The organism is Marivirga atlantica (genome assembly GCF_016734805.1).
Taxonomy (GTDB): domain Bacteria; phylum Bacteroidota; class Bacteroidia; order Cytophagales; family Cyclobacteriaceae; genus Marivirga; species Marivirga atlantica.
In genome coordinates this window covers 356,192-376,383 of sequence record NZ_JAERQG010000001.1, presented here as the reverse complement: position 1 = coordinate 376,383, position 20,192 = coordinate 356,192, and the positions used below count along the sequence as shown (strand labels likewise).

17 protein-coding genes are annotated in these 20,192 nt (G+C 38.2%); 8 read left to right on the top strand and 9 right to left on the bottom strand.

Features of this window, described 5'->3' with window-relative positions; all coding sequences use genetic code 11:
• The first annotated feature begins 23 nt into the window (after window positions 1-23).
• From JKP34_RS01730 to JKP34_RS01720, 3 genes are all read left to right on the top strand, one after another.
• Window positions 24-1,250, top strand: coding sequence for a Glu/Leu/Phe/Val dehydrogenase dimerization domain-containing protein (locus JKP34_RS01730; protein ID WP_201917073.1), 1,227 nt, complete (start codon window positions 24-26; stop codon window positions 1,248-1,250).
• Between the two features lie 75 nt (window positions 1,251-1,325).
• A complete protein-coding gene (locus JKP34_RS01725; RefSeq protein ID WP_201917072.1) occupies window positions 1,326-2,876 on the top strand; it encodes a sodium:proton antiporter in 1,551 nt (516 codons plus the stop codon).
• 17 nt (window positions 2,877-2,893) lie between these two features.
• The gene (locus tag JKP34_RS01720) at window positions 2,894-3,406 is read left to right on the top strand and encodes a cupin domain-containing protein (protein WP_201917070.1); all 513 of its coding nucleotides are present in this window, start codon (window positions 2,894-2,896) and stop codon (window positions 3,404-3,406) included.
• Window positions 3,407-3,408: 2 nt separating this feature from the next.
• On the opposite strand, the gene JKP34_RS01715 is transcribed toward JKP34_RS01720, so the two are convergent.
• Complete coding sequence (locus tag JKP34_RS01715; RefSeq protein WP_201917068.1) at window positions 3,409-3,999, bottom strand: YdeI/OmpD-associated family protein; 591 nt, start codon at window positions 3,997-3,999, stop codon at window positions 3,409-3,411.
• Window positions 4,000-4,007: 8 nt separating this feature from the next.
• The gene (locus tag JKP34_RS01710) at window positions 4,008-6,167 is read right to left on the bottom strand and encodes a B12-binding domain-containing radical SAM protein (protein ID WP_201917066.1); all 2,160 of its coding nucleotides are present in this window, start codon (window positions 6,165-6,167) and stop codon (window positions 4,008-4,010) included.
• A gap of 180 nt (window positions 6,168-6,347) precedes the next feature.
• Between JKP34_RS01710 and JKP34_RS01705 the strand changes: the two genes are divergently transcribed.
• Both JKP34_RS01705 and JKP34_RS01700 read left to right on the top strand, forming a co-directional pair.
• Complete coding sequence (locus JKP34_RS01705; protein ID WP_201917064.1) at window positions 6,348-7,724, top strand: SPFH domain-containing protein; 1,377 nt, start codon at window positions 6,348-6,350, stop codon at window positions 7,722-7,724.
• A gap of 177 nt (window positions 7,725-7,901) precedes the next feature.
• The gene (locus JKP34_RS01700; protein ID WP_201917062.1) at window positions 7,902-10,484 is read left to right on the top strand and encodes an endonuclease; all 2,583 of its coding nucleotides are present in this window, start codon (window positions 7,902-7,904) and stop codon (window positions 10,482-10,484) included.
• Window positions 10,485-10,534: 50 nt separating this feature from the next.
• Here JKP34_RS01700 and JKP34_RS01695 read toward each other — a convergent pair whose 3' ends face one another.
• Window positions 10,535-11,482, bottom strand: coding sequence for a carbon-nitrogen hydrolase family protein (locus tag JKP34_RS01695; RefSeq protein ID WP_201917060.1), 948 nt, complete (start codon window positions 11,480-11,482; stop codon window positions 10,535-10,537).
• Window positions 11,483-11,636: 154 nt separating this feature from the next.
• Here JKP34_RS01695 and JKP34_RS01690 point away from each other — a divergent pair, with 154 nt between their 5' ends.
• A complete protein-coding gene (locus JKP34_RS01690; protein ID WP_201917058.1) occupies window positions 11,637-12,407 on the top strand; it encodes a bestrophin family protein in 771 nt (256 codons plus the stop codon).
• An 8-nt stretch (window positions 12,408-12,415) separates the two neighbouring features.
• Here JKP34_RS01690 and JKP34_RS01685 read toward each other — a convergent pair whose 3' ends face one another.
• Genes JKP34_RS01685 through JKP34_RS01670 form a run of 4 tightly spaced genes read right to left on the bottom strand, consistent with a single transcriptional unit; the run spans window position 12,416 to window position 14,612 of the window.
• A complete protein-coding gene (locus JKP34_RS01685; RefSeq protein WP_201917056.1) occupies window positions 12,416-12,775 on the bottom strand; it encodes an iron chaperone in 360 nt (119 codons plus the stop codon).
• A complete protein-coding gene (locus JKP34_RS01680; RefSeq protein WP_201917054.1) occupies window positions 12,756-13,172 on the bottom strand; it encodes an SRPBCC family protein in 417 nt (138 codons plus the stop codon). Before JKP34_RS01680 ends, JKP34_RS01685 begins: the two co-directional genes overlap by 20 nt.
• A gap of 10 nt (window positions 13,173-13,182) precedes the next feature.
• Entirely contained in the window at window positions 13,183-13,824 is a 642-nt protein-coding gene (locus JKP34_RS01675) for a VOC family protein (RefSeq protein ID WP_201917052.1), read from the bottom strand.
• Window positions 13,821-14,612 carry a sterol desaturase family protein gene (locus tag JKP34_RS01670; RefSeq protein WP_201917050.1) on the bottom strand — a complete coding sequence of 264 codons (792 nt, stop codon included), beginning with the start codon at window positions 14,610-14,612 and terminating at the stop codon, window positions 13,821-13,823. The genes JKP34_RS01675 and JKP34_RS01670 overlap by 4 nt, the downstream gene beginning before the upstream one ends.
• A gap of 111 nt (window positions 14,613-14,723) precedes the next feature.
• Between JKP34_RS01670 and JKP34_RS01665 the strand changes: the two genes are divergently transcribed.
• Entirely contained in the window at window positions 14,724-15,662 is a 939-nt protein-coding gene (locus JKP34_RS01665; RefSeq protein ID WP_236664861.1) for an aminotransferase class IV, read from the top strand.
• Entirely contained in the window at window positions 15,655-16,380 is a 726-nt protein-coding gene (locus tag JKP34_RS01660) for a sulfotransferase-like domain-containing protein (RefSeq protein WP_201917046.1), read from the top strand. Before JKP34_RS01665 ends, JKP34_RS01660 begins: the two co-directional genes overlap by 8 nt.
• Here the strand turns inward: JKP34_RS01660 and JKP34_RS01655 are convergent.
• Window positions 16,377-17,825 carry a hypothetical protein gene (locus JKP34_RS01655; protein WP_201917044.1) on the bottom strand — a complete coding sequence of 483 codons (1,449 nt, stop codon included), beginning with the start codon at window positions 17,823-17,825 and terminating at the stop codon, window positions 16,377-16,379. The two genes, JKP34_RS01660 and JKP34_RS01655, sit on opposite strands and share 4 nt — an antisense overlap.
• A 120-nt stretch (window positions 17,826-17,945) precedes the next feature.
• A complete protein-coding gene (locus JKP34_RS01650; RefSeq protein WP_201917042.1) occupies window positions 17,946-20,186 on the bottom strand; it encodes a M1 family metallopeptidase in 2,241 nt (746 codons plus the stop codon).
• Between the last annotated feature and the right edge of the window lie 6 nt (window positions 20,187-20,192).

Genomic DNA, 20,192 nt, shown 5'->3' with positions numbered 1-20,192 from the left:
AACCATCTGAAAACAAAATTTACATGAAGGAACTCTTAGAGAAATTTGAAAACAAAAAGCCAGAAGTTGTCTTTGAATGGAGCGATCCGGAAACTGAAGCAGAAGGCTGGGTAGTTATAAATTCATTAAGGGGCGGTGCAGCCGGTGGAGGAACAAGAATGCGTCAAGGCTTGGACAAACGTGAAGTTGAGTCTCTAGCCAAGACAATGGAAGTTAAATTTACTGTTTCAGGCCCTTCAATTGGTGGGGCAAAGTCAGGAATTAATTTCGATCCTTCAGACCCTAGAAAAAAAGGAGTGCTTGAAAGATGGTATAAGGCAGTTATTCCATTGCTAAAAAATTATTACGGTACAGGGGGTGATCTTAACGTTGATGAAATTCACGAAGTAATCCCGATTACCGAAGAATATGGTTTGTGGCACCCCCAGGAAGGTGTGGTACAAGGGCATTATAACGCTACAGAACCTGAAAAAATCAAGAAACTTGGTCAGTTAAGACAAGGTGTAATCAAAGTGATAGAAGCTTCAAATTACACCCCTGATCTAAAAAGAAAATATACGGTTGCTGATATGATAACCGGTTATGGTGTCGCCAAATCTGTTGAGCATTACTATAATATTTGGGGCGGCAGCTTAGGCAAGAAGCGAGCAGTTATTCAAGGTTGGGGCAATGTTGGCGCTTCAGCGGCTTATTATCTTGCCAAGGCAGGTGTTTCAATTGTTGGAATCATTGATAGAAATGGAGGCATTATTAAACAAGAAGGGCTCTCTATTGAGGAAGTTACGGACTTGTTTTTGAATAGAAGAGGTAACGAGTTGATCTCTCCGGATCTACTGTCTTTTAACGAAATCAATGATAAAATTTGGGATTTAGAATCAGAAATCTTTATTCCGGCTGCGGCATCAAGGTTAATTAACAAAGAACAAGTTGATGCCATGGTTGCTTCAAAACTGGAAGTGATTGCTGCAGGAGCTAATGTTCCTTTTGCTGATCCAGAAATATTCTTTGGGCCTATAGCTGATTTTGCCGATCAACAAGTGGCAGTAATTCCTGATTTTATCGCTAACTGTGGTATGGCAAGAGTTTTTGCTTACCTGATGACTTCTGATGCTGAAATGACTGATGAAGCGATTTTTGAAGATACTTCGCGAACAATTGAAAGAGCTTTGCGTAAGACTTTCGAGGCGAGTGCTTCTAAAGTGAATATTTCTAAAACTTCTTTTGAAATCGCACTTAGTCAACTAATTTAACAAATAAATAACCAGATCGCCTTAATTGGGTTAATTTATAAATCTATTTTTGCGACTTAAATCTCCAGTTTTTGCATGAGAAACGCATTTCTATTTGCTGTATCACTATTTATTTTTTGCACTGTTCAATTTCCAAGCTCTCAGGCAGCACCTGAAGCAGGCAATACGCTAGCGATTAATGTAGATACGGCAAACCAGGATGATCATGCTATACAAGAGGAGCATGGTAGTGATAAGCAATACGAGCATAACAATGAAAGTCATGCTGAAGATGCTGAGCATGCCGAAGAGGGCAGCCATCATAGTGCTCCTGGCTGGACGGTTATTCCGTTCGTACTGCTTTTATTAATGATTGCTACAGGCCCGCTGTTCTACGAGCATTTTTGGCACAAGAATTATCCTAAAATAGCTATAATATTAGCTGTTTTGGTGGTAAGCTATTACCTTTTTGTACTGAAAAACATGCATAGTCCTATACATGCCGCTTTCGAGTATATTCAGTTCATAGCATTATTGGCCTCATTATTTATTGCTTCAGGAGGAATTGTTATCAATGTTAATAAGCGATCAACTCCTAAGGTGAATGTCATCTTGCTGTTGGTGGGGGCTGTAGTAGCAAATTTAATTGGAACCACGGGAGCGTCCATGTTACTTATTAGGCCATTTATACGAATGAATAAAAATCGTATTCAGGCATATCACATTATATTTTTCATTTTCATGGTGAGTAATATTGGAGGTTCTTTAACACCCATTGGCGATCCTCCATTATTCTTAGGCTTTTTAAAAGGGGTACCTTTTTTCTGGACACTAGAACACAATTTGCTACCATGGTTATTTGCACTTGCCATCTTATCGGTAGTGTTCTTTATTCTTGATAAGAGAAATAAAAAAGGAGAAGAGGAAGATGCTGAAGCTACCTTCGATAATAAAGTAACCATTAGTGGTAAGCGTAATTTCCTATGGTTAGGTGTGGTTATAATTTCAGTATTTATTGATCCCAATGTTTTCCCGTGGGTGCCTGGAATTGAATATGACGGCCAGCAGTTTTCCTATATCAGGGAGGTTATTATGCTTAGCGTAGCATACTTATCTTATAGATTTGCCAAAACAGGAGTCCATGATCTGAATGAATTTAGCTTTGAACCAATAAGGGAGGTAGCCTTTATCTTCATAGGGATTTTTGGTACAATGATGCCTGCATTGGACTTGGTAGGAAATTTTGCGAAATCACCGGCTGGAGCTGAGCTAATAACACATAATACACTTTACTGGGGAACGGGCCTTCTTTCTGGATTTTTAGATAACGCACCAACGTACCTTAACTTTCTTGCCGCAGCTATGGCCTCACAAGGCGCTAGTATTTCTGTATTGAGCGAAGTCAGCCATTTTGCATTAGGTGGTATTTATCATGACTCAGTTCTTGACTTAAAAGCTATTTCGGTCGCGGCTGTATTCTTTGGTGCTATGACGTACATTGGCAATGGCCCTAACTTTATGGTGAAATCAATAGCGGAACAAGTGGGTATAAAAATGCCTTCTTTCTTTGGCTATATAATCCGGTTTTCAATTCCAATTTTGCTACCATTACTGTTCTTGGTATGGTTGCTTTTCTTTTATTTATAGACATATCTTAAAAATCCATGGAACTTCAATTGGTTTCTGAAAAAAGAGAGCAAGTTTTTAGTGAGGTAGAGAGTTACCTACAAGCCAATCGTTTTCAGGTAGTATCAAAAGATTTTGATAGGCCATGGGGAGGATTCTTTGTGATAGATGAATCTCAGGCAGAGGATTTTGCTAAAATGTTTTTTCCTGATGTAGATTTTAAGAGCCTTCAAATATCAGAGAAGCTTAGCCCGAAATTTTTAGTAGTTGCTCCGGAGAAAAGGTTGTCATGGCAGTATCATCACAGAAGAGCCGAGATATGGACCGTTTTAAATGGTGATGTTGGTGTGGTGAAAAGTAATACGGATGAAGAAGGAAGTGTACAGATCTTACACGAAGGAGATCAAATTAAATTAAAACAGGGAGAGCGCCATCGCTTAGTGGGCTTATCAGGCTGGTCAGTTTTAGCAGAAATTTGGCAACATGTAGACGCCAGCAATCCTTCTGATGAAAATGATATTGTTAGGCTTCAAGATGACTTTGGGCGCTAACTTTAGCCGTTATATTGGTTAGCTCTCTTATTTTCTGAAGCTAGCGAAACGGTTTCTTCAATTCTTTTTTGACGTGTTTCTGCTCGCCTGGCTGAAACTATCCATTCCATGATATTTCTTTTGACGGATCTTGGAAATGCTTCCCAATACTTAAACGCAGTTTTATTTTGAGCAAAAGCTGCCCTTAAATCTTCAGGTAAAATACCTTCTTCTATTTCATCCAATATAGTCCAGGAGCCGTTAGCTTTGGCTTCTTCAATCATTTTTAAACCGGCAGGAGCCATTTTGCCAGCTTGAATAAGCTTTTCAATTTTCTGCTTGTTGATCTTGCTCCAGTTGCTTTTCGGATTACGCTGGGAGAAGTACCTGTAGAAACTTTGTTCATCCCGCCTATTAGGCTTGCTATCCACCCAACCGAAACATAGCGCTTCATCAACAGACTCACTATAACTGATACTGGGTACACCACTATCTTTTTTATAAAGAATTAGCCAAACTGCTTCTGTTGTTTGATGATTTGTTTCTAACCATTGCCGCCATTCTGCTATAGACTTAGGATAAAAAGCTGGTTTGCCCTGATAGGTAGTTTCCATTGTGGAATTTACAAAATCAACAATCCATTTTCCCTTAAATCCATTATTTCTTCTGATAGCCAGAACGACTGGAAGTCATCAAATTGAGATTCAAAATCTTGCTGAAAGGCGTCAAAACTATGAGTGCCGTTACTAAGTGTTTTCAACCATTCCGCTAACCAAATCCCCATTTGTTTTGGCAGCGCTACTTCTATAATGGCTGCTTTCTGATGAATAGTGAGTAATGCGGTCATTTCATCAGGAAATGCCAGAATGGGTAAATTCCCAACCCATATCATTTTTGCTCTGCTTTTAGGAAAAGGATCAACAGATTGATTTAAACAGTTAGTAATATAATCGGGTGAAATGGTAGTTTTTGGCACTTTGAAATCAAACCAGTCCTGTAGAGGAAAGTCGAAGCCAATACCCTGCATAAAATTGAAAAGGGATTTCTTTAAGCCGAAACTAAATTTATCATGATTTATACCTGTGGTATCTGTAAAGGCTAAATCATTATTAGCGAAAGTATGCTCAGGATAAACAGGATGGATACCATAATGATCAGGATTTAAACCTACCGGACTGTGTGCCGTGAGGGCGAACTGATGCCAGAAGCCAGATTGTAAAACACCTAATTCAAAAAGCTGTCTTACCATCTCCAAACTGTCAATAGTTTCCTGCTCAGTTTGAGTTGGGTAGCCATACATTAAATAGGCATGCACCATAATGCCGGAGGCAGTTAGGTTTCTCGTAACATTGGCCACCTGTGCAACGGTTACTCCTTTTTTGATAACATCTAATAATCTATCGGTAGCTACTTCCAGACCACCTGAAACTGCAATGCAGCCAGAAGCTTTGAGTAATTGACATAAGTCGAAAGTGAAGCTCTTTTCAAACCTAATATTAGTCCACCAACTTACTGTCAAGTCTCGCCTGATAATTTCCAATGCCAGTTCACGCATTAAAGCTGGAGGTGCAGCTTCATCTACAAAGTGGAAACCTGTTTCACCTGTCTGTGCTATTATTTGCTCCATTCTGTCTACCAGTTGCTTCGCGGCAATTGGTTCATAAAGGCGAATATAATCTAACGAGATATCACAGAAGGTACATTTCCCCCAATAACAGCCATGTGCCATGGTCAGCTTGTTCCATCGGCCATCACTCCATAAGCTATGCATGGGGTTGGTTACTTCAATAACTGATATGTACTGATTCAGGAGCAGATCGGAATAATCAGGAGTGCCAACCTCACTCTGTTTATAATCTTTGAGTGATTTGTCATTTTTAAAAACAACCGTTTCACCTTCCAGCAAAAATGTTCTTTTCAAAGGGACTTCCTTATCGGCTGTATTAACATATTTAATGACCTGCTCAATAGGTTTTTCTCCATCATCTAAAGTGATGAAATCAACAAACTCGAAGACTCTTTTATCGCTTAGGGTTCGTAACTCGGTATTGGGAAATCCACCTCCCATAGCGATTTTAATACCCGGGTAATGCTTTTTAATATATTGACCACAGCGAAAAGCACTAAATAGATTACCCGGGAAAGGCACTGAGAAACAAATTAATTCAGGATCAATTCGGTCAATTCTTTCTGATAGAATGTTCAGTGTTATCTGGTCTATCAGGCTTAATGGCTTGGCTAGCTCCTCATATAATTCATCAAAATGATTAGCGCTTCTTCCTAACCTTTCAGCATAACGACTGAAGCCAAAATGCGGATCAATTGTTTCAATGATGAAGTCTGAAAGATCTTCCAGATAAAGCGTTGCTAAATGCTTGGCTTTATCTTGCAAACCCATGTGGCCAAAGGCATAATCCAGCTCCTGTAATTCCTCGAACCTGCTTGCCTGAGGGAGATAATTATCGGTACAGATTTGCCTTGCGAAAGTAGCATTACGACCCTGAAGAAATGATATTACCTGATCAATGCTGTTCAGATACTCCTTTTGCATGGCGTAGATACGCTCAGCATTTTCTGAAAAGCGTACTTCTGCTTTCTCACTTGCTTCGAATAGTTGTCTTAAACCATCTTTTGAGAAAAGCTTTAAGATCACCTCAATGCCCAAATCCATTTGGTAAGATGGAATTTCTAAAGTATTCAGAAAGCCTTTTAAATAGGCCGTTGCTGGATAAGGCGTATTCAGCTGGGTAAATGGGGGCGTTATAAGTAAAGTATTTTTCAAGGTGGGGCAAAGGTAGTCAAAATGAGTATGCTTATAAAAGACTAGCAAACTAGAGTTAAAAGGTAAATAAGAGGCTTTTATCGATAAATATCCCGTTGGAATAAACTTTTTAAATGAAAAAATTTGAAGTAGAGGCAAATTAGATTTATTTGCCGCCCGATTTAAATTATACAATAGAACATGGGAATATTTACTTTTATCGGAGTGGTTTTGATACTTGCACCACTAATTTTACTTATCGCAAGTATCCAGATTAGGAGAAAACTAAAAGAAGATGAAAACAGCAATTATAAAGGCATTGGACAAAAATTTTTGCTGTGGTTTTCGCCCAAAAAGAGTTTGATAGTGGCAGGTGTAGGCTTATTGCTGATATTCAACACTTCATTTTTATTTTATGCCAGTCCGGGTCATCAGTACTTCATAGTTTCTCCTGCAGGAACAAAAAGTGCTATTTTTTCCTCTGGTATTAAGTTTATTACCCCATTGTCTAAAGTACAAGAATGGCAGAAATTTTTTGACATCAAGGTGATCAGCGGAGATGAACCTACCGAGGGAATTGAGGGGGTAATACCTGATGGTATTCCTATCAGGTTTATAGATCAGGTAACAGCTGATGTAAACATTTCTGTTAGGATGCAAATGCCACAAGATGAACCATCATTTATCAAATTAGCGGAAGAGTTTAGACACCCTAAAAATTTGGTTAATAATACCTTGGTGCCTACTGTTAAAGAGCAGGTAATTAATACAGGGTATATGTTTTCAGCACAGGATTATATTTCAGGCTCAGCAGCCGATTTTAGACAAACGCTTGATGAACAGTTAAAAAACGGAGGGTATTCTGTTGAGAAAAAAGAGCATTATGATACTATTTATGCAAGTATTCAACAAAAGGATAGGGTAATTAAGGAAATAAGAACACGCTATGAGGTCAACAAAAGACTAAACGCTACCGGCAAGCCAATTCGTGTTGACCATGACATTACGAAAAATAACATAATTGTTTCGCAGGTTATTGTGGATCAGGTTGATTTAGAAGACGCTTTTAAGAAGAGATTGGAGGCTCAACGTGATATTTCTGCTCAGAAGCGTATTGAGATGGAAAAAATAGAAACTGCCAAGGCCGAGCAACAGAGAATTTTGGCAGAGGGTGAAAGAGATAAAACAGCAGAGCGTGCTGCTCAGGAAAGAGAACAAGTTAAGAAGTTAATTGAAATTGAAACGAGGTTAAAGCAGGAAGAAACTAATAAAAAGCTTGCTCAAATTCAGTTAGAAACCGAACGATTGAAATCAGCTGCTAAAAAGGTAGCCGCGGATGCACAGTCGTACGAAAACGCTAAACTAGTGCAGGCTGGTCTTACGCCTCAGGAAAAAGCAGAATGGGAGTATAAAACCTCTGTTGGCGTGGCAGAAAAATTCGCAGGGCCTAATGGTGTTAAATTACCACAGTTTTATATGGGTGGCTCAGATGGAAATGGTAAAGGAAACTCCGATGCGCTGCAACAAATCTTAACCATGATGATGGCACAACAATCTTTGAATAACGGCAAGAAATAAAAGATACACTTGCATGTATATTTAACCTTAAGCCTGAGTAATCAGGCTTTTTTTATTTTCAATCTACAAATACTACAAAGCGCACATTATCAAATTGTTAAGTAATTGAAATAGCTTCGTCACAGTTGAGCTAAATTCATAGCTTTCGGCCGTTTTACTTATCCAAAAACCTAAACTATGAAAAAACATTACCTATTATGGGTTTTGTCCATGGCTTGTTTTTTAAGTTACGGTCAAATTCCAGCGGGCTATTATAATCAGGCTAACGGCTTAAACGGTAGTCAGCTAAAAGCAGCACTTCACAATATTATTGACGGACACACCACATATCCCTATAGCAGTAGTAGCACAGATACCTGGGACATTCTAAAAGATGCAGACAAAGACCCGAATAATCCGAACAATGTAATCGGTATTTATTCGGGTTTTTCTATGAATGGGCCAGCCGAATATGATAATGGCAATGGTTGGTCGCGTGAACATGTGTGGGCCAAGTCGAGGGGAGATTTTGGAACCTCCCAAGGACCAGGAACAGATTGCCACCATTTACGAGCAGAAGATGTATCTACCAATTCAGCAAGAAGTAATAGAAACTTCGATAATGCTGACTATTACTATGTGGATGGCTCAGGGCAATACAGCGGCTCAACACTATCAAAAACTAGTGACTCAGAATACATCTGGGAACCGAGAGATGCTGTAAAAGGAGATGTTGCCAGAATGATTTTTTACATGGTGGTACGATATGAAGGCACCAATGGAGAACCTGACTTAGAGCTTACTGACACTTATTTAAGTAATACGAGCAAAGAACCACTCCATTCAAAGCTTTCAACACTTATTGAGTGGCATTTAAACGATCCTGTAGATAATTTTGAAATACAGCGTAATGAGGTGATTTACGGTTATCAGAATAACAGAAATCCATTTATTGACCATCCTGAATACGTTTGTGAGATTTACCCAACATATTGTACGAGCAGTCCATCAAATAATGCTCCTGCATTTGCTTCTGCTCCAATTTTATCAGTTACCGAAGGGGATACTTATAACTACAGTGTAATCGCAACAGATGCTGATGGCGATCCTATAAATATATCTGCCTCATCATTACCATCATGGTTAAGCTTTATCGATAATGGAGATGGCACAGCTTTATTAAATGGTGCTACTTCCTCCAGCGAGGTAGGTATTCATAGCATTACATTAACGGCTAGTGACGGAACAGATAATACCACACAGACTTTTGATATTACTGTGGAAGCTCAGAGCGTGAGAGGAAATGCTTCAGATTTATTTATTTCAGAATATATCGAAGGCTCATCTTACAATAAAGGAATTGAGTTGGCCAATTTTACGGGTTCTGATGTGAACCTTTCATCTTACAGTTTGATGAAGTCAACCAATGGTTCTGGATCATGGGGATCAGAATATTCATTGTCTGGTGACTTAAGTTCAGGAGAAGTTTTTGTGATTGTTCACTCGAGCGCAGATGCTGCTATGCAAGCTCAAGCTGATATTAGTACTGGATCCGGAATTGTTACTTTTAATGGAAATGATGCCATCGGACTTTTTAAGAATGGAGCACTTATCGATCTGTTAGGTAACCCTAATGATGCAGTAAACTTTGCTCAGGATATAACCCTTGTTAGAAAGTCAACTGTAACAGGACCTTCATCAAGTTATCAACCCCAAGAATGGCATCAGTTTGCGACTAATAATTTCAACTTCTTAGGAGCACACTCTTTTGATGGTGGTACAGCTACTAGTTGCGATGTGCCGACTAACCTTTCTATAGCTAATATTACAACAACCACAGCAGATGTAAGCTGGAGTGGTAATAGTTCGGCTATAGGGTATGGCTTGAGATACAGAGTAAGTGGTTCATCAACCTGGACCAATATTAGCGTTTCAGGTACATCTTACAGCCTGGCGGGCTTGAGTGACAATACCGCTTATGAATTTGAAGTTCGTAGTGAATGTGGATCACTTAATTCTAGCTACTCAGCACCCGAAACTTTTACCACTCAGTCAGCTCAAATCTCATATTGCACGAGTGGTGGTCAATATGCTAATGAAGAGTGGATACAAAGAGTTGTGTTCAACACGCTTGATAACACCTCGGGTAGCAATGGAGGTTATGCAGACTTTACAAGTTCATCAACTTCTGTGCAAGCTGGCCAGACTTACAGCTTTTCTGTACATCCCGAATGGTCTGGAAGATCATTTAGTGAAGCTTACGATATCTGGATTGATTATAATCAAGATGGTGACTTTGCAGATGCGGGTGAATATGTGGCAACCATTTCTAAAACAAGAGATGTTGTTGTAAGCGGATATATCACTATACCTACAACAGCAAAAAATGGATCAACAAGAATGAGAGTAAGTATGAAGTACAATAGAAATGCCACTTCATGTGAATTTTTCACTTATGGAGAGGTTGAGGATTACACGGTGAACATTAGCGAAGGTTTTTCTTCTAGAAAAGCTTTAATTCTTGAAAATGTAAAGCCAGATCCAGTCAATAATTTGAAAGTTTACCCTAACCCAACTTCAGGAAAATTATTTGTTGACATGGAAGTTCGAAAAAGAGCTGACGTCAATATTGTATCATTAAATGGAATGCTTGTAAAACAGGCTACTTTCGTAAATGGAGAAGCCATATCAATGAATTTAGAGGGCTTGGATAATGGAATGTATATGCTAATTCTTAAAGAAGAGGGGAATAAGCATGTAACTAAACTAGTTATTAAATAAGCTATAATTACTTAAGTGAATTAGAGGCAGCGATTTTATCGCTGCCTTTTTTATTCAAACTCAACTGTCGATTGCCTGTCTCTGTTAACAATTAGTTTGGTAACATCAGGTCTGGAGTAGTGACCTACAGGATCAAAGTTCTGCCTTTCTTCTAATACTTGGTTGAAGTCAATTTCTCCATAAAATATCCCTTCCTTATGAGTAATTGGCTCCACAACCCAGCTACTATCAGGAGCAGCAATGCATGAGCCACCATCGGTAAGCCATTCAGGGGCATTTTCCAGTATTTTATCTAAGTGAGGCGTATTTTTTGGGAAGTCACTTTTTCTCATGATGCATCCAACTGAAACCACAAATGAACGACCTTCCTTTGCCATAAATCGAGTAATATCCTCAGTATTCCTAATAGAGCCTGGCCAAACAGCTATATGCAAATCTTCTCCTTGTCCGTAAAGGGCAGTTCTAGGTAGCGGCATCCAGTTTTCCCAGCAGTTTAAACCACCTATTGTAAACGCTTTAAGCGGATGAACCTGTAAACCGTTACCATCTCCTGGCGACCAAGTTAGCCTTTCATCATATGTAGGCTGCAGCTTTCTATGGATAGATTTTATCTCACCCTGAGTATTTATGTAAGCCAGAGAACAATAAAGGCTATGTCCGCCACGATTTTTAGCCCTTTCTATAAAGCCCAAATAAACAGCTATTTTATGTTTTGCAGCCAGCTCACAAATATCATCCAATTCGCCTTCTTCGGGTTGTATGGCATTATTTACATAATGGGCATGTAGTTCTTTTTGAATGGGTGCATCCCATTCTGCGCCTCCCGTTAGTGCCAACCAAAAAGGATAACCTGGCAGCAAAGCTTCTCCGAAAACAATAAGTTCAGCATTATTGGAGGCGGCTTCCTCAATGCTTGCTTTTATTTTATTGATGGTTGCTGTTTTATCTAGCCATACAGGAGCAATTTGGGCCAAAGCCACTTTAAGTTGATTTGTCATAAAGAGTCATTTACTTCATCTAAAATAATGAAGCAATTCTTACAAATCATATTATTTTGATAAATAGACAAATTTAACATTTGGCGCTGCTGTAAGGCCCTGCTTTGAACAATGGCTAAAAATGATTTACTTAACATGAGTTTATTGTTAAGCAATGAAGATTCTTAAAAGTGTTTTTCTCATTATCAACTACAAAACCTTTGTAGTTACACTGCTCGCTGTTGCCTCTACCTGGGTTTGTGGGCGATATGGTTTTTCAGCAGATTTCCCACTTACCATTATTGGAATAGCCATCGTATTTCCGGTAGTCTTCTCCATTGATAGTGCTTATAAGAGAAGAGAAAGAACTTTAATGTTGCTCAGCGATTTTAAAGCGCACGTTCAGGCATTGTATTTGGCTTCCGGCCAATGGTTAAAAGAAGAAGATAAGGCTTTTCAGGGGCGACTTAAATCGGACTTAATCACTATTTATAAGTCTCTAAAAGCTTTTTGTGTAAAAGATAAAAAATCAAAACAAGAGCAGGCAGAGAAGCTTTTCCAACAAATAAGCAAGCTCTCCGAAAGTATTCAACAGGTAAGAAATAAAGAATTAAATCCAGGTGAGATTTCCAGGATGAACCAATATGTAAGCAAAATTTTAGTCGATGTGGAAAATATCAAAATGATAAGAACTTACAGAACGCCTCTCACTTTAAGGGCTTATTCTAAAGTTTTTATTTATAGCTTTCCAGTTATTTATGGGCCATATTTTGAGCATACAGCCGAGACCTATGCGCATGGTCTTGAATATATGATGCCAATCATGTTCAGCTTTATCCTTATTAGCCTTGATAACATTCAGGAACACCTGGAAAACCCTTTTGATCAGATAGGAGAGGATGATGTCAAATTTGATGTGGCTGAGCTAGAAGCACAACTAAAGTAAAATTCAAATTACTTTTGGTCTAGTTCCTGAAGTTTAAACTGTATCATTTTCTTGATTAGTGGAAAGGGGATGTCTTTGTTTAGCGGAAACTGAACTGATCCTTTGCCCTGTTTATATGAACTAAGTTCTTTACTAAAAGCCTCATGTGTTGAGGGAGTAGCATAAAGTCCAATGTGTTTCTCATAGGCGGCAAAGTACACAAGTGGCTTCTTATTATACTTATAGGCAGGCATTCCATAGCTTATGCTTTCTATGGCTTGAGGAGCTACAGATTTAACCAGCGCTCTTAGCTGATTTAATATTTCCTGAATTTCAGTAGGAAACTCTTTAATGTATCTTTCTACTGAATCAGCCTTCTTGTTCTGCATATCGCTTGAAATTATTTAGGATGGCTTGCCAGCCTTGCTGTTGCATATCTCTTGCGTTTTCATTCTCAGCTTCAAACTGCTCGACAATTTTTGTGCTATCACCCTCCTCATTAAATGTTATGCTTACTTTGCGCCCATCATCAATCAAATAGGTAATGGAGTTGTTTGGACTAATTTCTGTGTATTTACCTGAAAAGTTGAAGCCCATTTCACCATCTGTTGACTCCATTCTGTAAGAAAACTTAGCACCAATTTGGAGATCATTTTCAGCATTCGGACAATGCCAATCATCACTTGCAAAATTCCATTTAGTAATATGTTGTGGGGAAGTCCAGTATTCCCAAACTTTATTAAGTGGAGCTTTAACAGTGGTCGAAACTTCAATAGGATCTTTCATTTGAAAAATATTAATAACGTATAACTAAATTTAGTGAATTAATGTGAAACTCCTTCTCTTGCTGATGCTCATCAAAAGTTAAAAACAATGACGGGTCATCGGCTGGTTTAAACTCAATAGATTCTAGCTTTTTTAAATGATGTGCAAGGCCATGATTAATTTCCTTTTCTCTAATGCTAAAGTCTGCCCTGCTTAATGTGCTAATATTATTTGGATGATTTATTAGCTCATTGCCAGCATCAAAAGTTTTGCCTTTAAATGGTAACCTAAAAAGCCATGGTAATTCTTTTTCATTTATATATTCTATTGATAAAGCTTCAGGGAAATAGGCTGGAAAGTATTTTTTACCGTCAAGAAAAAGCGTGTCATTCGATGGGTCATTCACTAAGCCTAAGCCAAAGCGAGAATAGTTATTGGTAGCAAATTTAGACCGTTCCAACAGGTCAATTTTTGAGGCTTTTCCATTTTTTAACTCTTCCTCATTGTGCACCCAGAGTATCTCTAAGAAAAAGTTCTGAAAGTAAAATTTTCGATTCCTGGTACCTTGATCAGGATGGATTCTGCTGCTACCTTCTTTAAATCCAAGTGCTTTTAATTCATCAGCCTCTTCTCCTGCCTTGTCGGAAAAGATGAAAATATGATCAACCATCATGTAGTACTTACTTTGGTTGCATATGTTTTTGTAAGCCTTTTTTCTTGAATCTGGTCATAGGCTTTCACATAATTTGGATTTTCTGTTCCCATCAACCTGTCCCATACCCTAAAGTATAATCCGTAATTCCCTTTAAACTTTGAATGATGCAGGTTATGATGAACCGAAGTATTGAAGACTTCAAATAGCCATGTTCTTCTGAACCACAATGGAGCAATTTCGAAACCTAAATGACCATATACATTGATTATAAAGGAACTAAGAGCGAACAGAAATAATGCTATTGGGTGAAGAGGAATTATAAAAATTACAATCGGAATGATAAGCGCTTCTGCTATTGCTTCAAAGAAATGAAAAGAATAAGAAGCCCAAGGTGATGGATTTATTGATTGATGATGCACTTTATGCATATGCTTGTAAAGCTTAGGTGCATGCACTGCTCTATGCATCCAGTAGAAATAAGTATCATGAATAACTAAGGCGAGCACTACGCTTGCAGGAATCCACCACAAAGGATAATCAGTCTTTTCCAGATAGATTTGAGAATAGATGCGAAGCGGTGTTTTGGTAAAAACAAAGGCAACAATGCCTATGATTAAGGTGGTAAAGAAGGAGTTTTTTATTTCTCTCAGAAAATCTTTGTATTTGGCATCTCGCTCCTGAATTTTTGACTTTAAGTATTTCTCAAAAAATAGCTTGTAGAAGATAATAAAAGGAATGCCGGCCACTATAAAATAGCGGATCAAAGAAACGGCTACTATTTTTCCATATGTGAGAAATATTTCCATACGATAAGTAAGACTATACAAGATACTTAAGAACGTAACTTAAAGCAAAAGGTAAGTTGTATTCAATAAAAGAAATCATTTAGCATCGAGGATTTGGTTGATCTTTTTAAATTGAAAGCTAATAAAGAAAAGCTTATGGTTCACGGTACACACAATGCCGAGCATGATGCTCGCAATGAAACGGTAAAGATTTATGTTAACGGAGAATTTCTTCCTCGTTCGGAAGCTAAAATATCTGTATTTGATAGTGGTTACCTGATCGGTGATGGCATTTGGGAAGGTATCAGGCTTCATAAAGGAAAGCTTGCTTTTATTGATGACCATATGAAGCGTTTATGGGAAGCTTCAAAGTCAACAGGGATAAATTTACCGTGGACAAAAACTGAACTCATTGAGTTGATTTACAAAACCTGTAAGGAGAATGACATGCATGATGAGGTGCATGTACGAGCCATGATAACTAGAGGCATTAAGAAAACACCTTCTCAAGATCCCAGGCTGACTATATCAGGTCCTAATCTTGTGATTATTGCTGAACATAAAAAGGCTTCTAACGAAACTAAAGAAAAGGGCGTAAAACTGTTTACTAGTACAATTCGTAGAGGTTCACCGGATTACCTTGACCCCAAACTCAATTGCCATAGTAAACTGCATGAAGTACAAGCACTCATACAAGCTATAGAAGCCGGAGCTGATGAAGCCTTGATGCTCGATATCAACGGCTTTGTTTGTACCTGCAACGCTACCAATTTTTTTACTGTAAAGAACAATGAAGTTTGGACTTCAACCGGGCAATATTGCATGAATGGTATTACCCGCGCTAAAGTAATAGAGGTGTGCGAGAAGCATGGAATCAAATGCAGACAAAAGGATTTCTCTCTTTATGATACTTATGGTGCAGATGAAGCTTTTGTAACGGGCACTTTCGGTGGCTTAACTCCGGTAATAAAGATTGATGGAAAACAGATTGGGAATGGAAAATATGGAACCATGACCAAAAAGTTGAGTGAATTATATAACGACTTAATAGAAGAAAGCATTCATGGATAAAATCAAAAGAATTTTTATGTGGTCAGGACCAAGGAATATATCTACTACCATGATGTATAGCTTTGCCCAGCGAGCGGACACTAAAGTTTATGATGAACCACTTTATGGTGCTTACCTGAAAGAAACAGCAGCGAAGGCATATCATCCTGGGGCAGATGAAATTCTCAACAGCATGGAAACGGATGCACAACAGGTGGTGGATATGATGACAGGCTCACATGAGGAGGAGGTAGTATTTTTTAAGAATATGACACATCACCTCATGAATTTGAATAAGGCCTTTACAAGGCAAGGCTTCAATATTTTGCTTACCCGTAATCCGAAAGAGATGATTCCTTCTTTCGCTAAAGTAATTCCTGAATTAAGCATGAAAGATATAGGTTATGCCGAACATCTGGAATTGATGGAATATTTTGACAAGCATGAGATTCCATATGCTGTGCTCGATGCAAAAAATGTATTGCTTAATCCTGAGGGGGTACTTAAAAAATTATGCGAAAAAGCAGGAATAGCCTTTGATAAAGCTATGCTAAGTTGGCCAGCTGGCGCCAGACCTGAAGATGGTGTTTGGGCCAAATATTGGTATGCTAATGTACACGCCTCAACTGGTTTTAAGAAGTATGAAGCTAAAGATGAACAGTTTCCTGCTCACCTTGAGGCTTTATTAAACGAGTGTATGCCTTATTATAAAAAGCTTGAAAATTTAGCATTGACTTAATGCCCACTATAAGTGCTATAAACTATGGTATCACCTTTTATTGAAAGGGATTCAGAATAGCCGGGCTCTTCAGCTATTTCTATAAAATTTTCTGACATTTCGTAGCTTATACCATCTTCTTCATAACTACCTAATGAGTAGTCATTTTCCAAAAATTCCGAGAAATAACCATTATTTAAATAATAGAAAAGAACTTCATCATAATTAAACGTATTCTTCGGATACTTTTCACTCTTTGAATAGCCTGTGACATAAGTATCTTCAGTGCTAACGACTCCATTAGGAAATATACAAGTTATATGTTTTTCTTTCTTACCGTTAAACATTTTCATGTACTCATCTGTGCTCTCAAAAGTTTTTGTTTTCACGGTACAGCTTTTGGTTGTATCCTTGTTTGATGCAAATACTGTTGTAAAATCCAAGTCACTTAAATAAGTGATTTCACCTGTCTTTTCAATCCATGCCAGGTAATTATGAACCTTGAAGGAACCCTTGTATTTAGTAAAGGCAGGAGATTTGATTTTTACAACAGCAGAGCCATTATCTAGCCGAACAGTTTTACCACTAAAAGGAGCTGTATTGGCTTTTAAAGAAATGATATGGTCAGAGGCTATTTCAGGTCTTAACAATACTTCTTTTGCATAAACTCCTGCTGTTTGCTCATTCGCATAATTTACAGTTAAATCGGCTAACTCTTTGGTAGTAGAGATGCCGATGGCAGCTATATAAAAACCAGGGTTCAGTCCATTAACCGTGTCTGACTTGATTAAAAACGGCTTGTTTCCAATTACTTTTCCACTGGAAAAGGTATTCTTGCATTTCTGTAAGGCTTCTTTACCTGCTTTTTCTGTTTTGCCGCCACCTGCTACAAGGAGATAAGCAGTACTTAACCTATTCTTTAAAATATCACCACTTGGTGCCGCGGTATAGCTGTTGTCTGGAAAATCGGTTGTTTTCCAATACAGATCAAATCCTTTTTTATAGGCTTTTGCCTTTCCCTTTGCCTGCGAATAGCAACTTATGAAACTTAAATGAAGCGTGTCACCAACAACTTTTCCTTTTACAGGACAATCTGGAGAACCTTGGTTTTCCATTCCACAGTCAACCCTACTTTGGCTGAGTCCGCAATAGCTTCCAGTTACTAGAGCGCCATTTTGAACCAAATCTAAAGAGAAGCTATTACCAGCGGAGTAAGCAATAAAATATTTTCCTGAAAAATCTTTGGGCTGTTCATCAGCCGTGTATTGATCAAATTCACTAAAGTCTTTGAGAAATTTTTCATAATCAATTGGTTCAGCATCAGATGTAGCTGCAGTAGTTTCTTCTGAACTCAAAGTGTCATTTGAAGAGGCTTCTTCTTCTGATTCGTTGCTTGAGGACTTATTATCACACGAAAAAATAGATACAGCAAATAGAATAATTATGCTTTTTGAAAACTTCATCATAAGACAGCAGGGTTTAGTTTCTTATGAAGGAAGATAGCACTTATTATGATTTTCCTAATATCAATTGCACAAAAAAAGGGACTCAATTGAGTCCCTTTTAAAATCTATTAAACTTAAGGATTATTTTCCTTCTTTAAATTTATCAACCTTCGTTTCTGGCTCAGCTTTCGGGAATACGTTGTTGCTTGTTTCCGTATCAGCTAATTCATTTTCCGGATCAAATACAAGAGATTCAACTTCCTTGTCAAGAATGAATACTTTGCGAGTCTTACCCTCATTTTTTCTCCATATCTCAGCAGGAATCATTTTAGTTTCTGAGGTACCATCTGTATAGTTGAATTTCATTAAAAGAGGACTCACCAGACCGCCTTCGTTTTTAAAGGTTACTTCATAGAAATGCTTGTCTTTGTAATACTCTTCAATGGCTTTATCATCCATTTTACTTCTATACTCGCCATACCAGAAAGACGGTGTTTCCTGAACTGTTAAATATTCAGGCCCATCACTGAAGTCAGTTTTCTTTTCTTCTTCGCCTTCTTTTTTACCACCAAGGTCACCTTTAGGTGCTTTGGTTTTCTTCTCCATATCTTCTGCCTTGGTAGCAATTCTGAAATATTTCACTTCATCAACAGCTACATCAACATGATCTGTTGTATAGAACCATCCTCTCCAGAACCAATCTAAATCAACGGCAGACGCATCTTCCATTGTTCTGAAGAAATCAGCAGGTGTAGGATGCTTAAACTTCCATCTTTGCGCATAAGCCTTGAATGACTCATCGAATAATTCAGGTCCTAGAATAGTATTTCTTAACAAGTTAAGCGCTGCAGCAGGTTTTGTATAAGCGTTAGGGCCTAATCTTAATACCTGCTCAGGATTTGTCATGATTGGTCTTTGCTTGTCCTTGCTACTCTTCATATAACCAGTAATAGCCTGAGGTGAGTTATCAGTATAAGGTAAGTCAGGGTAATATTCCCACATTACATTAGACTCTAAGAAAGAGTTCAAGCCTTCATCCATCCAAGCCCACTGACGCTCATCAGAGTTTACAATCATTGGGAAGAAGTTATGACCTACTTCGTGAACGATTACGTAAGTCATTCCTAACTGAGTTCTTGTAGAGTAAGTGCCATCAGGATTTGGTCTGCCAAAGTTGAAGCAAATCATAGGATACTCCATACCGATTGAAGCCGCATGAACTGATGTAGCTTGTGGATACGGATAATCGAAAGTTCTTTCAGAGTAAAGAACTAAAGTGTTTTTTACAGCTTTAGTTGATTCCTCTTCCCAAAGTGGATTACCTTCTTTTGGGTAGAAAGATTGAGCAAATGGCTTACTTGATTCAAGCTCTACCATCATACCATCCCAAATGAATTTTCTTGAAGCAGCAAAACCGAAATCTCTCACGTTTTCAGCTGAGAACTTCCAAGTTTCGTATTTAGTGGATTTCTCCTTTTCATTTTCGATAGCCTCTTCCTCAGTAACAATAAAAGTTTGCTCAGTTGATTTTAAGGCTTTCTCGTATCGGTTATACTGATCTTTTGTTAATACCTCTTTGGCATTTTGCACCATACCTGTTGCACCAACAATAAAATCATCAGGAACAGAAATTTCTACATCAAAATCACCAAAAGTTAAGGCGAACTCTCCCGCACCTAAGAACTGCTTATTCTGCCATCCTTCAACATCGTTATAAACAGCCATACGAGGGTAAAACTGAGCGATGGTATAAAGCGAGTTGCCATCTTCTTCGAAATATTCGAAACCAGATCTTCCGCCACCTTTCATTCTATCATTGATGTTGTAAGACCATGCCAGTGAGAAAGAAATCTCATCACCAGGGTTTAAAGTTTCTTTCAACCTGATTTTCATCATGGTTTTATTGATCAGGTAATTCATCGGGTTACCTGAAGCATCCTTCACATAATCAATTTTGAAACCACCATCAAAGTTGTAGGCGTCTCCACCATTATCAACATATTGCTCGATAAATTTTGCAGGAATAGTGTCGTTAAAAAATGAATAGGTTGAAGTAGTCTCCATGTCAGAACCGTCTTTTCTCAGGTTCTGATCAAGTTGCAACCATAAGTAGTTTAGTGGGTGCGGAGATTGGTTATAGTAAGTGATTGTCTCACTACCGGTAATTTGGTTTTGAGCCTCATTAAGTTTCACCTTAATTTGATAATCAGCCTTTTGTTGCCAATATTTTTCACCTGGAGCACCAGAAGCTGTTCTGTAAACATTTGGAGACGGTAACATAGTACCAAGCTGCTCAAAACGCTCCTTGTATTCGATAGTTTCCTCTTGGGCAGTGGCCAAAAATGGCACAAATACCACCAAGCATAAGAGTAGTTTCTTCATAAAAGA